We start from the raw sequence: 14075 nt of genomic DNA, 5'->3' as shown, positions 1-14075 counted from the left end.
AAGCCGGGGATCGCGGCTTGCGACCGGCAAAGGAAAAAGGCCGCGACCATCGGGTCGCGGCCTTCTCCTGCGGCTCTCGGCCCGGCTCAGTTCGTGGCCGGATCGCCCATATAGGCCTGCAACAGCGCCTCGCCGTCCTTGCCCACGGCCTTCAGCTCGTCCAGCCAGACGCTGGCGACCGTCGCCAGCCGCTCGTTCCACTGCGCGGCCTCTTCGGCCGAAAGCGTGTTCACGGTAAAGCCCTGCTCGGCCACCAGCCTGTCGCGGACCTTGGTTTCCTCGGCATCCTGCCAGGCGCAAAGCCCCTCTTGCGCGGGCAGCGCCGCCTCGGTCATCGCCGCCTTCACGTCCTCGGGCAGCCGCTCCCAGCCGCGTTCGCTCATGGCGAAGACGATGCCGGGCGAGCCGATCTGCACCCCGTCGACCGCGTGGTGGAAGACCTGGTCCAGCTTGAACTCCGGCAGGCTGAGGTAGGAATAGACGCCGCCGTCCACCGTGCCGCGGGTCAGCGCGTCATAGGCCTCGGGCGAGGGCACGCGCACCGGCACGCCGCCAAGCGCCCGCACCGCCTTGTCCATCGCCGCCCCGTTGGCGCGCAGCTTGAGCCCGGCGACGTCGCCAAGCCCAGTCACCTGCTTGCCGGTGGTCATCACCGTATAGGGGCGCAGCGACGAGACGAACAGCACATGGATGCCCTGGGGCTTGTATTCCTGTTCGTTCAGCAGCCCGCCGTCCTGCGCCAGGTCCCAGAACCGCGCCGTCGCCTCGCAAGAGGTCTTGTAGGGCGAGGGCAGCTCGACCACCGAGGTCAGCGGGAACTTGTCGGGCGCATAGTTCGCCACGAAGAACACCACGTCGGCAATGCCCGAATTCAGGATCGAGATGTAATCCTTGCCCAATTGCCCGGCCGGGTAGACGTCGAAGCGGACGCGGCCCCCGGTGCTTTCCGTCACCGCCTCGGTAAAGGGCTTCGCGCCCTGTTCCCACAGGTAATGCGTCGCCGGCGCGATATGGGCCAGCTTCAGCGTCATCTCCTCTTGCGCCATTGCGGGCGCGGTGCATGCCAGGACGCCAAGGGCGGTCGTGGCGATCAGTTTCCTCATCATCAGTTGGTCCTCCATCCGGCCGCCGCAGGAGCGCGGCAGCATCGTCAATTCCTCGTCGCCAGCAGCCCCCTGCCGACGACCTGTGCCTGGATTTCGGCGGCACCTTCGAAGATGTTCAGGATGCGCGCGTCGCACAGCACGCGGCTGATCTCGAACTCCATCGAATAGCCGTTGCCGCCGTGGATCTGCAGCGCCGCGTCGGCATTGGTCCAGGCGACGCGGGCGGCCAGCAGCTTGGCCATGCCGGCCTCGATGTCGCAGCGCCGGCCCTTGTCCTTTTCGCGAGCCGAGAAATAGGTCAGCTCGCGCGCCAGCACGATCTCGACCAGCATCATCGCCAGCTTGTCCGAGATGCGCGGGAAGCCCGCGATGGCGCGGCCGAACTGCTTGCGGTCGAGCGCATAGCGCAAGCCCAGCTCGAAGGCCGAGCGCGCCACGCCCACCGCGCGGGCGGCGGTCTGGATGCGCGCGCCCTCGAAGGTGCGCATCAGCTGCTTGAAGCCCTGCCCCTCCTCGCCGCCCAGCACGCCGTCCGCCGGGACGCGGAAGCCGTCGAAGGGCAGCTCGTATTCCTTCATCCCGCGATAGCCCAGCACCTTGATCTCGCCCCCGGTCATGCCCTCGGCCGGGAAGGGGTTGTCGTCCGTGCCGCGCGGCTTGGGCGCCAGCAGCATCGACAGCCCGTCATAGCTCTTGCTGTCCGGGTTGGTGCGCACCAGCATGGTCATCACGTCGCTGCGCGCGGCATGGGTGATCCAGGTCTTGTTGCCGTTGACCACCCAGCCCTCGCCGTCGCGGCTGGCGCGGGTGCGCAGGCTGCCCAGGTCCGAGCCGGTGTCGGGCTCGGTGAAGACCGCGGTCGGCAGCACCTCGCCCGAGGCGATCCTGGGCAGCCATTCCGCCTTCTGCTCGGGCGTGCCGCCGCCAAGGATCAGCTCGCCCGCGATTTCCGAGCGGGTGCCCAGCGAGCCGGCGGCGATCCAGCCGCGGCTCAGTTCCTCGGTCACGACGCACATGGCCAGCTTGCCCATGCCGAGCCCGCCATATTCCTCGTCGATGCAGACGCCGAAGGTGCCAAGCTCGGCCATTTCGGCCACGATATCGTCGGGGATCAGCACATCCGCGAGATGCCATTGATGCGCCGAGGGGGCGATGCGCTCCTCGGCAAAGCGGCGGTAGGTTTCGCGGATCATGTCCAGGTCGGCGTCGCCAAGCGCGTCCGAGACCTGCTCGCCCGACTGGATCAGCTCGACCAGCCGCGCGCGATTGGCGGGCGTGTTGCCCCCGGCGATGAACCCGGCCACCGCCGCGTCCTGCGCCAGCGCATCGTTTGAGACCCCCAGGTCGGCGGGGCGCAGCATCTCGTTCGGCCCCATCGGGATGCCGCCCAGAAGCTGGGCGAGGTATTCGCCGAAGCCGATCTCGATCACCAGCCGCTCGGCCTCGCCCAGGGTGCCGGCCGCTTGCAGGCGGCGGCCCCAGGATTCGGTCTGGGCCAGCGCCTCGACCACGGTGGCGGCCCAGGCAAAGCCGTGGACGGCGCGCTGCTGTTGGTCGACGCGGGCGGCCTGCGGGCGGCCGTCGACGGTGACGCGGCCGGCTACCCCCTCCTTCACGCGGTCGAGATAGAGGCGCATGGCGGCAACGGCAGCGGCGGCGCGGTCCAGAAGATCGGCAAGATCGGCGGTGTCGGACATGGCGGTTTCCTCAACTCTCGGGGCCGGCGACGATCCGCTGATCGTGCAGCCGGGCGATTTCATGGGCGGGAAGGTCCAGCAGCTCGGCCAGGATCTCTTCGGTATGCTCGCCCAGGCGCGGTGCGCGCGGGGCCGGATGGCGCGGCAGCGCCGGGAAGGTCGCGGGGGCGCCGCCCGTCGGGTAGCTGGGGCCGGACGGATGGGTCTGCTGGTTGAAGACCGGGTTGCCGCTGATGAAGCCGGGCTCCTCGGCCATGGATTCCTGAAGGCTGCGATAGGTCTCCCAGCAGATGCCCTTTTCGTTCAGCAGCGCGGCGGCCTTGGCATAGCTCATCGCGCCGATCACCTTCTGCACCATGTCGAACAGCGGCTTGCGGTGGAGAAAGCGCGGGCCTTCCTGGTCGAAGGACACGCCCAGCCGGTCTTCCAGCGCCGCCACCTCGGCCCCGATGCCGAAGGTCTCGATCACGCCCTTCCATTGCCGCGCGGTGATGCCCACCAGGATCAGCCGCTTGCCGTCGGCGGTGAAGAAGTCGCAGCCGAAGGCGCCGAAAAGGTCGTTGCCACTGCGGATGCGCGGCGGGCCGTCCGCTGTTACCTCGGCGATCTGGCCCAGATGGCCCAGCGTGGTCGCGGCGATGTCGACCAGCGGGATGCGGATCTCGCCGCCCTGGCCGGTCCGGCGGCGGTTGCGCTCGGCCGCCATCAGGGTGAAGGCGGCATAGGCGCCGGTGATCAGATCCCAGGCGGGCAGGACGTGGTTGACCGGCACGTCGGGCGGCAGATCCTCGGGGCCGGTGATCAGCGGCAGGCCGGTGATCGCGTTCATCGTGTAATCGACCGCGTTGCGGCCGCTGGCCCAGCCCATGACGCGGGCGGTGATCAGGTCGGGGCGATGCGCCGCCAGCCGTTCATGCGACAGGAAGCCCGCGGCCGGGAAGTTGGTCACGAACAGCCCCGCATCCTCGCCCGGCGCGGTGATGATCTGCGTCGCCAGTTCGCGCCCGGCGGGACTGTTCAGGTCGATGGCGATGGATTTCTTGCCCTTGTTCAGCCCTTCCCAGAACAGGCTGCGGCCCGCCCCGTCGATGGGCCAGCGGCTGGCATCCAGCCCGCCGCCGATATTGTCGAAGCGGATGACCTCGGCCCCCAGCCCCAGCAGGTGCTGGCCGCAAACCGGGCTGGCGACGAAGGACGAGCCCTCGATGACGCGGAGGCCCTTCAGAATGTCATACATGGTTCACCCCGTCTTTTCTGCCGCTCCGGCGCAGGATCTGTTCGGCGTGCATCCGCACGGGCGGGTCGATCATCGCCCCGTCCACCATCGCCGCGCCGCCCCGATCGGCGGCCACGACCCTGGCGGCCCATTCGACCTCGGCCGCCGAGGGCGCGAAGCCGCGCAGCACCGGCGCGACCTGGCGCGGATGGATGCAAAGCTTGCCCGAAAAACCCAGGGACACCGCGCGGCGCGCATCGGCCTCGACGGCGGCCTCGACGGCGGCCTCGTCCTCGATGGCCAGCGTCACGCCGTCGATGGGCGCGGCCAGCCCCGCGACGCGCGAGGCCAGCACCATCTGCAAGCGCGCCAGCAGCAGCGGCTCGGGCTCATGCGCGCAGCCGATGTCGGCCGAGAAATCGACCGAGCCGAAGACCAGCCGCGCCACGCCCGGCGCGGCGGCGATGGCGGGCAGGTTGGCGATGCCGCGCGCGGTTTCCACCAACGCCAGGACGGCGTGGCCCGCGGCCTGATGCGCCACCTGGGTCTGCGCCGCGTCTTCGCTTTTCGGCAGCATGATCCCGGCAAGGCCGATCCGCGCGGCCAGCGCCAGGTCGCCTTCGTGCCAGGGCGTGCCGATGGCGTTGAGGCGCAGGATCACCGGGATATCCGGCAGGGCAAGGCCCGCCAGCGCATCGCGCGCGGCCTGCTTGTCGGCCGGCGCCACGGCATCCTCCAGGTCGATGACGATGGCATCGGCGCCCGAGGCGGCCGCCTTGGCCACCCGCTCGGGCCTAGACGCGGGCACGAACAGCGGCGCGGTGATCGTGGACAGCGCCTCTACCATGTCGCGCTTCCCGACATGGTGGTGCGGCCGTCGGCGCCCGCGATCCACAGCTCCAGCCCGGTTTCCGAGGGCGCGGCGTTCACGGTAAGGGCGGCGCCGTCGAACAGCGGGCTGGTGCCGCGGAAATCGAAGGTCTTGGGCATCCCGCGCAGCTCGCCCGCCAGCGTCAGCAGCAGCGTGGCTTGCAGCGGCCCATGCACGACAAGGCCGGGATAGCCCTCTTCGCCCATCGCATAGGCGCGGTCGTAATGGATGCGATGGCCGTTGAAGGTCAGCGCGGAATAGCGAAACAGCAGCACCGGGTCTGCCATGACGCTGCGGCTCCATTCCGCTCTGGGGCCGGGCGGCGGGACCGCCGGTTTCGCGGACGCGGCCCCGGTCTCGGCGCCGCGATAGACGATATCCTGGCGCTCGTTGATCGCCGGGCCGCGCGGGGTCGAGACCTGGTGCCACACGGTCACGAAGCACAGCGGGCCGGTGCTGCCCTGCTTCAGCCTGACATCCTCGATCCGCGACAGGCGCGTGACCCGGTCGCCGACGCGGATCGGGTCCAGGAACTCCAGCCGCCCCCCGGCCCACATCCGGCGCGGCAGCGGCACGGCGGGCAGGAAGCCGCCGCGCTCGGGGTGGCCGTCTGCGCCGATGGCGCGCATCGGCACGGTGGGCGGGGCAAGGCACCAGTGGATCGAAAGCGGCGCCGCGTCCCCCGGCTGCGGCGGGGGCGCGTCCTTGTCCAGCGTGGCGTTCAGCGCAAGGCAATGCTGCACCGTCACGATTTCCGAGGCCGAGCTTTCCCGGCCGATAGCCTTGCGCAGATCCTCGATGTCGACGGCGGGCTGGTCGGTCATCTTCCCCCTCCAGCCTCAGCCGCGCGCGGCCGCGACGGCCTGGGTCAGTTCGGGCAGGACGCTGAACAGGTCGCCCACCAGGCCCAGGTCGGCGACCTGGAAGATCGGCGCCTCCTCGTCCTTGTTGATGGCGACGATGATCTTGCTGTCCTTCATCCCGGCCAGGTGCTGGATCGCGCCCGAGATGCCGACGGCCACGTAAAGCTCGGGCGCCACCACCTTGCCGGTCTGGCCCACCTGCCAGTCGTTCGGGGCATAGCCCGAGTCGACCGCCGCACGCGACGCGCCCGCCGCGCCGCCGAAGGCATCGGCCAGCGGCAGGATGAATTCGTCGAACTTTTCCCTGGAGCCGAGCGCGCGGCCGCCCGACACGACGATCCTGGCGCCGGTCAGCTCGGGGCGCTCGGAAACCGCGACCTCCTGGCCGACGAAGCTGGACACGGCCGGATCGTCGGCCGGCGCCACCGGCTCGACCGGGGCGGAGCCGCCCTGCCCCGCCGCCTCGAAGGCGGTGGTGCGGATGGTGGCGACGATCTTCGCCGACAGCACCTCGACCACTTGCAGCGCGTTGCCGGCATAGATCGGGCGCTCGAAGCTCTTGGGCCCATGCACCGCCACCACGTCCGAGACCTGCACCGTATCGAGCAGCGCCGCGACCCGCGGCAGCACGTTCTTGCCGGTGGTGGTGGCCGGGGCGAGGATGGCGTCATAGCCACCGGCCAGCGAGACGATCAGCGCCGCCAGCGGCTCGGCCAGCGCATGGGCGTAAGCCGGCGCATCGGCCAGCAGCACCTTGTCGACGCCCGCCAGCGCGGCGGCGGCATCGGCCACCGGCTGCGCGCCCGAGCCGGCGACCAGCACATGCACCGGCCCGCCGATCCTGGCCGCGGCCGTCAGCGCCTTGGCGGTGGCATCGGACAGGGTGGAATTGTCGTGATCCGCGATCAGAAGAATGGCCATCAGAGAACCCCCGCTTCCTTGAGTTTGCCGACCAGCTCGGGCACCGAGCCGAGTTTGATCCCCGCCTGCCGCTGCGCCGGCTCGCTGGTCCTGACCACCCTGAGGCGCGGCGAGATGTCCGCGCCAAGCGCCTCGGGCGTCGTCTCATCGACCGGCTTCTTCTTGGCCTTCATGATGTTCGGCAGGCTGGCATAGCGCGGCTCGTTCAGCCGCAGGTCGGTGGTGACGATGGCGGGGGTCTTCAGCCGCACGGTCTGAAGCCCGCCGTCGACCTCGCGCGTGACGGTCACTTCGCCGTCCCCGATCTCGACCCTGGACGCGAAAGTGCCCTGCGCCCAGCCCAGCAGGGCGGCCAGCATCTGGCCGGTCTGGTTGTTGTCGCCGTCGATGGCCTGCTTGCCCAGGATGACCAGGCCGGGGCCCTCCTTCTCGGCCAGCGCCTTCAGCACGCGAGCGACGCCCAGCGGCTCGACCGCCTCGTCGGTCCTGACCAGGATGCCGCGATCGGCGCCCATGGCCAGCGCGGTGCGGATGGTTTCCATCGCCTGCGCGGGGCCGACGGAGACGGCGATGACCTGATCGGCCTTGCCGGCTTCCTTCAGGCGGATGGCTTCCTCGACGGCGATCTCGTCGAAGGGGTTCATCGACATCTTGACGCTGGCGGTATCGACGCCCGAGCCGTCCGCCTTGACGCGGACCTTGACGTTGAAATCGACGACACGTTTGACGGGGACAAGGATTTTCATGTCCGGGATTGTCTCCATGACGGGCACCGGCAAACGCCGGCGCGGGTTGCAATGGGATGCGCCTGGCCTAGCCGTCGCGGGCGACGACCTGCTTGATCAGCTCATGGCGCTGGAACTTGCCGGTGGGCGTCATCGGGAATTCCTCGAAGATCTCCAGCCGTTCGGGCAGCTTGTAGATCGCCACCTCGTTCTTGAGGAAATCCACGAATTCCTGCAGCGTGGCGCTCTCGCCCGGACGCGGCACCAGGCAAAGGCAGTTCGACTCGCCCAGCCGTTCGTCGGGCAGGCCGATCACCGCGCAATGCAGCACCTTCGGATGGGTGTAGAGGATCTCCTCGACTTCGCGCGGATAGTATTTCTTGCCGCCGCGGTTGATCATCTCCTTCAGCCGCCCGACGATGCGCAGGTTGCCGTCCGCGTCGATCATGCCCAGGTCGCCGCTGCGGAACCAGCCGTCCTCGGTAAAGGCCTCGGCATTGGCCTCGGGGCGCTTGTAATAGCCCATCTGCGTGGCCGGGCCCTGGCTCTGGATCTCGCCCGGCTCGCCCTGCGGCACCGCGCCGGTGCCGCCGATGGGCGAGATGCGCAGCCGCATCTCGGTGCCGCATTTGCCAACCGAGCCCGCGACCTTTTCCGGGTCGTCGCTGCGCCGGGTATAGGTATGATAGCCGCCGCATTCCAGCATGCCGTAAAGCTCGATCAGGTCGCCCTGGATGCGGGCGCGAAAGGCGCGGATGGTTTCCAGCGGGCAGGAGGTGCCGCCCGAGATCACCGTCTTCAGCGAGGAGAGGTCGTATCGCTCCTGCCCCGGCACGTTCAGCATGGCCACGATGGACGCCGGGGCGGTGGCGACATAGGTCACGCGCTCGGCCTCGATCACCTGAAGCGCGGGCTCGGCGGCGAATTTCTCCATGATGACCAGCTTGCAGCCCGCCAGCACGGTCTGCAGCACCGAGAGATAGCCCCAGTTCAGCGCCAGCGGCAGGTAGAGGAGCATCACGTCGTCCTCGCCCACCTCCATGTCCATGTTCAGCATCCGCGCCGGCCACAGCGAGGTGTTGTGGTTATGCGTCACCCCCTTGGGGCTGCCGGTGGTGCCCGAGGTGAACATCATCCGCATCATCGCGTTCGGGTCGGTCCCGACCTCGGCAAAGCCCTGGGGCCGGCCCGAGGCGGAGATCACCGGGTCCAGCGCCACCGCGTCCCCGGTCGGCTGCCCCCGCACCACGCCCAGGAATGTCAGTTCGGGCAGATCCTTGCGCAGGGCCTGGACCATCGCCTGATGGTCGAACTTCTTGTATTCGGCGCAGGTGATGATGCCGCGCGCCCCGGTGGTGCGCAGGACGTAATCGACCTCGCGGGCGCGGAACTCGATGCTGACCGGCACGCCGATGGCGCCGATGCGCTCGATGGCGAAATAGGCCGGGATGAACTCGATCCAGTTCGGCAGCTGCACCGCCACGATGTCGCCGGGACGGATGCCGCTGCGGGCCAGCAGGACGGCGACGCGGATGATCGCATCCTCCAGCTGGCGATAGGTCAGCCGGGCCTTGCCGTCCGTCACCGCCTCGCGGTCGGGATGGGCGGCGGTGCGGGCGCGCAGGACGTCAGCGAAGGTCTCGTCGGGCCAGACGCCGGTCGCGCGGTAATGCTGCTGGTCGGCAGGGCTCTGCCTCAGAATGACGTCCTGCATCCAAATCCTCCCTCTACAGGCTTCGCAGGGCCTTGGACGCGGCCCCGGCAGGTCATTTCACGGCCTTCGCGCAAGGTGTCAGCCGGGCATCCCCAGCAGGGTCTTGGCCAGGATGTTGCGCTGGATCTCGCTGGCGCCGCCGTAGATCGTGGTCGGCCGCGACAGGAAGTAATAGCCAAGCGGGTCCACCTCGGCCCCGCCGAACCGGGTCGGGCCAAGGGCCGAGCCGTTTTCCTGCGCCACGTCCAGCATGAATTCCGAGATGCGCTGGTAGAGGTCCGGCCCCCAGAGCTTGAGGATCGAGATCTCGGGCCCCAGCGCGCCGCCGCCCTTCAGCGTCTCGGCAAAGCGGGCATAGGTGGCGGTCAGGTCGGCCACATCCAGCGCCAGCTGGGTATATGTCGCGGCAAAGGACGGGTCGTCGAAAATGCCCAGCTCGCGGCCCATCGTCTCGAGCCGCAAGAGTGCCATCTGCGCGAATTTCGGGCTGCCATGGGTCAGGCGTTCGAAACCCAGCAGCGCCTTGGCCATGGTCCAGCCGTCATTGACCGCACCGACGATATTGTCCCTGGGCACCCGCACGTCGTCGAGAAAGACCTCGCAGAACTCGGCATCGCCGGCCAGGGTCTTGATCGGGCGCACGGTGATGCCGGGCGTGTCCATCCGCGCCAGGAAGAAGCTGATGCCCTGCTGCTTCTTGGCCGCGGGATCGGTGCGCGCCAGGATGAAGATGTCGGTCGAATCCTGCGCCAGCGTGGTCCAGATCTTTTGCCCGTTGATGACCCAGTGATCGCCGTCCAGCACCGCCGAGGTGCGCAAGCTGGCAAGATCCGAGCCGGCGCCCGGTTCGGAATAGCCCTGGCACCAGACATCCTGACCCGCCAGGATGCGCGGCAGGTAATGCGCCTTTTGCGCCTCGGTGCCGAAGCGGACCAGCAGCATCCCCAGCATGACGATGCCGATGTCGGGATGGCGGGCGACGCCGGCGCTGTCGAATTCGTCGTGATAGGCCAGCATCTTCTCGACGTTCAGGCCCATGCCGCCATGCTCGACCGGCCAGGCGGGCGCCAGCCAGCCCTTGGCCGACAGCTTCAGGAACCAGTCCCTCGCCTCGTGCCAGTTGACGCGGCGGGCCTGGTTGATCAGGTGCGGCGGGCATTCGGCGGCGATGAAATCCCGCAGCATCCTGCGGAAATCCTGCTCGTCCATCGCATTGTAATCAATGGCCATTGGCTTGCCCCCCGGCGTTGTGCAATTCGAACCAGCGCGCGCGATGGGCGCGCGGATTGCCGAGCCATGCCGCCAGCGCCAGCGCCCGGTTGACGTAAAGGCTGAGGTCGCATTCCTCGGTATAGCCGATGGCGCCATGCAGCTGGATGCATTCCTTGACCACCAGCTGCGCGGCATCGCCCGCCCGGCTTTTCGCGGCCGAGACATGGGTGGCCCGGCTGGCCGCATCGGCATGAGGATCGTCCATCGCCGCCGCGGCCCGCAGCAAGGCCGAGCGCGCCATCTCGATATGGACGTAAAGGTTCACCGCCCGGTGCTGGATCGCCTGGAACGAGGCGATGGGCTTGCCGAACTGCACCCGCTGCTTCATGTAGTCCAGCGTCATCTGGAACGCCGCCTCCATCACCCCCTGCAATTGGGCCGCGACGGCCAGCCGGGCGATGTCGAGCAGCTGGTCGAGGATCGCCGCCCCGCGGTCGGGAAAGGCGATGACTGCGCCGGGATCGACCTTGGCCCCGTCGAGATCGACCGTCGATTGCCGCGATCCGTCGGTGTGGGCGGTGGTCTGCACCACCTTCGGCGGCTGGTCGATCCAGGCCAGCAGGATGCCCGCGCCGGTATCGGCAGCCACGGCATAGCCGCCGGCCTCTTGCGCCAGGGGCACGAACAGCGCCTGGCCCGACAGGGTCCAGCCCTCGCCCTCGGGCGCGGCCTTGGGCCCCACGGCGCCCGAACCCATCGCCCCGGCGCGGCCCTGCCAGGCCAGCGTCGCCAGCAGGTCGCCGCCCATCAGGCCGGGCAGAAGCCTGTCCTTCAGCGCCTGATTGCCGCCCAGGACCAGCGCCTGCATCGCAAGAATGCCAACGCAAACAAGCGGCTCCGGCAGGGCCGCGCGCCCGGCCTCGTGATGCAGCGCCGCCAGATCCGCATGTTCCATCGCCAGGCCGCCGTCATCCTCGGGGACCAGGATGCCGGTCCAGCCCAGCTCGGCCATGGTCTTCCAGCGTTCATGCGAAAAGCCCGCCTGCGTGGCCAGCCCCGCCCGAGTCGCGGCAAGCGTGGCCTCTCGATTGGCGAAATCCGCAACGCTTTCCCGAAGCTGTTGCCTGTGGTCGGGTTCCTCCGGCCTGCTGAACAAATCGCGCCTCCCGCAGCATGGGTTGATGTTGACAGGCTGTTTAAACCAACCAATCTGGTTTTGCAATGCAGAATTACATTTTGCATACTGGCGCAGCCCACGGCCCCCGGCTGCGTCTTTCGCCTGGCAGAAGCTTGTTTCTGGCAGAAAACCGACTAACGTGGGACAGAAGCCCGCAACAAAGCAGGAGTTCAGCTTGGCCAGGTCTTTCAAAACCCTCTTGTCCCTGCCCGGTCCCGACGAGGAAAAGACCGACCGCCAGTTCATCACCGCGCTGGCGCGCGGGCTGGAAGTCCTGCGCGCCTTCGAACCGGGCGACGGCTTCCTGGGCAACCTCGAGATCGCGCAGCGCACCGGCCTGCCCAAGCCGACCGTCGCCCGCATCGCCCATACGCTGACCACGCTGGGCTATCTGGAATACAACGCCCGGCTGGAGAAATATTCGCTGGGCACCCCGGTCCTGTCGCTGGGCTACGCCTATCTCGGCAGCATGAGCCTGACCCGCGTCGCCCGCCCGCACATGCAGGAGCTGGCGAATCACGCCAATATCTCGGTGGCGCTCGGCAACCGGGACCGGCTGAACCTGGCCTATCTGGAACTGGCGCATGGCAGCGCGACGGTGTCGCTGCGGCTCGAGGTCGGCGCCCGCATCCCGATCGCGCGGTCCGCCATGGGCATGGCCTATCTGCACGCCCTGCCGGAAAGCGAGCGGGATTTCCTGGTCGAGGCCATCGAGAAACACGACAAGGCCGACTTCCCCAAGTTCAAGAAACGCCTCGCCACCGCGTTCAAGGAACTCGACGCGCATGGCTATTGCGTCTCGCTGGGCACTTACGAGCGGACGGTGAACGGCGTCGGCGCGGCGCTGAAGACGCGCGACGGCGGGGTCTATGCCTTCAACTGCTCGGGCCCGTCCTTCCACCTGACGGAAGAGATGATTCGCAGCGACGTCGGCCCGCGCCTGGCCGTCATGGTCAGCCGGATCGAGGCGGAACTGCTGGTGCATCCGGTCCGGGTCTGAGCCCGGCCCTGGGCCCTCGTCCCTTCGGCGCGGCGAGGGCGCATTCATAAGGCCGGCTAATCACGGCATCCCGATTGAGCGGTCTAATTGCGACTCGTCGCCGGCGCTATCTTCGTCCCCATCGCATGACAGAGGAGACGAAGATGAAATCCGTGACCTTCAGGAACGGCGCGCTCGAGATGGCCGCGCATCTGCACCTTCCCGCCGGCTTCGACGAAAGCAAGACCTATCCCGCCATCGTCGTCACCCACCCCGCCGGCGGCGTGAAGGAGCAGACGGCGGGCATCTATGCCGGCAAGCTTGCGGCCGAGGGCTTCGTCGCCATCGCCTTCGACGCCTCCTGCCAGGGCGAAAGCACCGGCGAGCCGCGCCAGCTTGAAAACCCCCATGCGCGGGTCGAGGACATCAGCGCCGCCGTGGATTACCTGACGACGCTGCCCTATGTCGACCGCGGCCGCATCGGCGCCATGGGCATCTGCGCCGGCGGCGCCTATACCGTGACAGCGGCGATGAGCGACCGCCGCATCAAGGCGGTGGGCGCGGTCAGCGCCACCAATTACGGCGCGATCCTGCGCAATGGCTGGGAAGGCCGCGACGACCTGACCGGCGCCTTCGCCATGCTGGAAAACGCAGCCAACGCCCGCACCGCCGAGGCGAACGGCGCCGAGACCGGCTATTATCCGATCGTGCCGCAGCAGCCGGAGGACGCCCCGAACGCCGACCTGGCCGAGGCGGTCGAGTATTACCGCACCCCGCGCGCGCAATGCGCCAGCTCGCCCAGCATCGCGCCGGTGCGCAGCCTGGCGCAGCTCGCCACCTTCGACGCCTTCCACCTGGTCGACCTGTTCCTGACCCAGCCGATCCAGATCGTCGCCGGCGAGGATGCGGGCACGCGCTGGATCAGCGAAGACCTGTTCCGCCGCGCCGCCAGCAAGGACAAGCACCTGCACATCGTTCCGGGCGCGTCGCACCTGGGCCTCTATGACAAGCCCGACCTGGTGGGCGAGGCGATGGCGAAGCTCGGCCCCTTCTTCAGGGCCAGGCTCTGAAACACCGGCGCCGCCCTGGCATCATGCCTGGGCGGCCTTTCCATGGGGGGCCGAAAGCCCCGGAACCTGCCGCCGCGGCGGCGCGCCCCGACCGGCATCGCCGCCTCGCGCCGAGCTTGGTTGCCTGTGCCGCGCCGCCGAAATGGTTCGACCAGGCATCCGCGGCCGGTCGCGAACACATGCGCACCACGGCAGAACCCGGACGATCTCGCGGGGCTGCCGACCCTGCCGACCCTGCCGACCCTGCCGACCCTGCCGACCCTGCCGACCCTGCCGACCCTGCCCGGAAGGTCGCGGCCCGCGGCCCAAGGCGCAAGAGCAGCCATCGGCGCCGGGCATGGAGCCCCGCAGCCGCAGCCCCATGCGGAATGCCGGCCGGCCAAACGCGTCAATTCGGCTCTGCCGAAGCGGCGGTTGGGAAAATGTCAATTGGCTTCGCACTGCCCCGATCCTAACGTAAAAAGCAGAATCTGATTTTGCATACCGGAATAATGGCCCGCCTTACTGTGGATTTAGGAGGATGG

General features: G+C 68.6%; 12 protein-coding genes. 2 read left to right on the top strand and 10 right to left on the bottom strand.

Features of this window, described 5'->3' with window-relative positions:
* Window positions 1-86: 86 nt before the first annotated feature.
* From dctP to FE811_RS22635, 10 genes are all read right to left on the bottom strand, one after another.
* The gene (dctP, locus tag FE811_RS22680) at window positions 87-1106 is read right to left on the bottom strand and encodes a TRAP transporter substrate-binding protein DctP (protein WP_166435589.1); all 1020 of its coding nucleotides are present in this window, start codon (window positions 1104-1106) and stop codon (window positions 87-89) included.
* 44 nt (window positions 1107-1150) lie between these two features.
* Complete coding sequence (locus FE811_RS22675) at window positions 1151-2803, bottom strand: acyl-CoA dehydrogenase family protein (RefSeq protein WP_140848863.1); 1653 nt, start codon at window positions 2801-2803, stop codon at window positions 1151-1153.
* A 10-nt stretch (window positions 2804-2813) separates the two neighbouring features.
* Window positions 2814-4040, bottom strand: coding sequence for a CoA transferase (locus tag FE811_RS22670; protein WP_140848860.1), 1227 nt, complete (start codon window positions 4038-4040; stop codon window positions 2814-2816).
* Window positions 4033-4866: a CoA ester lyase gene (locus tag FE811_RS22665; RefSeq protein ID WP_116222644.1), complete on the bottom strand. Its 834-nt coding sequence runs from the start codon at window positions 4864-4866 to the stop codon at window positions 4033-4035. The genes FE811_RS22670 and FE811_RS22665 overlap by 8 nt, the downstream gene beginning before the upstream one ends.
* Window positions 4860-5714, bottom strand: coding sequence for a MaoC family dehydratase N-terminal domain-containing protein (locus FE811_RS22660; protein ID WP_116222643.1), 855 nt, complete (start codon window positions 5712-5714; stop codon window positions 4860-4862). Before FE811_RS22660 ends, FE811_RS22665 begins: the two co-directional genes overlap by 7 nt.
* Before the next feature lie 15 nt (window positions 5715-5729).
* Window positions 5730-6674, bottom strand: a complete 945-nt coding sequence (locus tag FE811_RS22655) for an electron transfer flavoprotein subunit alpha/FixB family protein (protein WP_116222642.1) — start codon at window positions 6672-6674, stop codon at window positions 5730-5732.
* Complete coding sequence (locus FE811_RS22650) at window positions 6674-7420, bottom strand: electron transfer flavoprotein subunit beta/FixA family protein (RefSeq protein ID WP_116222853.1); 747 nt, start codon at window positions 7418-7420, stop codon at window positions 6674-6676. Before FE811_RS22650 ends, FE811_RS22655 begins: the two co-directional genes overlap by 1 nt.
* Before the next feature lie 67 nt (window positions 7421-7487).
* Entirely contained in the window at window positions 7488-9113 is a 1626-nt protein-coding gene (locus tag FE811_RS22645) for a class I adenylate-forming enzyme family protein (protein ID WP_116222641.1), read from the bottom strand.
* 78 nt (window positions 9114-9191) lie between these two features.
* Complete coding sequence (locus tag FE811_RS22640; protein WP_072464243.1) at window positions 9192-10343, bottom strand: acyl-CoA dehydrogenase family protein; 1152 nt, start codon at window positions 10341-10343, stop codon at window positions 9192-9194.
* Window positions 10333-11481, bottom strand: a complete 1149-nt coding sequence (locus tag FE811_RS22635; protein ID WP_166435588.1) for an acyl-CoA dehydrogenase family protein — start codon at window positions 11479-11481, stop codon at window positions 10333-10335. Before FE811_RS22635 ends, FE811_RS22640 begins: the two co-directional genes overlap by 11 nt.
* Before the next feature lie 196 nt (window positions 11482-11677).
* On the opposite strand from FE811_RS22635, the gene FE811_RS22630 reads away from it, so the two are divergent.
* Both FE811_RS22630 and FE811_RS22625 read left to right on the top strand, forming a co-directional pair.
* Complete coding sequence (locus FE811_RS22630) at window positions 11678-12502, top strand: IclR family transcriptional regulator (protein WP_052096306.1); 825 nt, start codon at window positions 11678-11680, stop codon at window positions 12500-12502.
* A 143-nt stretch (window positions 12503-12645) separates the two neighbouring features.
* On the top strand, window positions 12646-13551 hold the full coding sequence (locus tag FE811_RS22625; protein WP_116222852.1) for an alpha/beta hydrolase: 906 nt from the start codon (window positions 12646-12648) through the stop codon (window positions 13549-13551).
* Window positions 13552-14075 lie beyond the last annotated feature (524 nt).

It is taken from the genome of Paracoccus sp. FO-3 (assembly GCF_006386455.1).
In the GTDB taxonomy this organism is placed as follows: Bacteria; Pseudomonadota; Alphaproteobacteria; order Rhodobacterales; family Rhodobacteraceae; genus Paracoccus; species Paracoccus versutus.
This window is presented reverse-complemented; position numbering and strand designations above follow the sequence as displayed.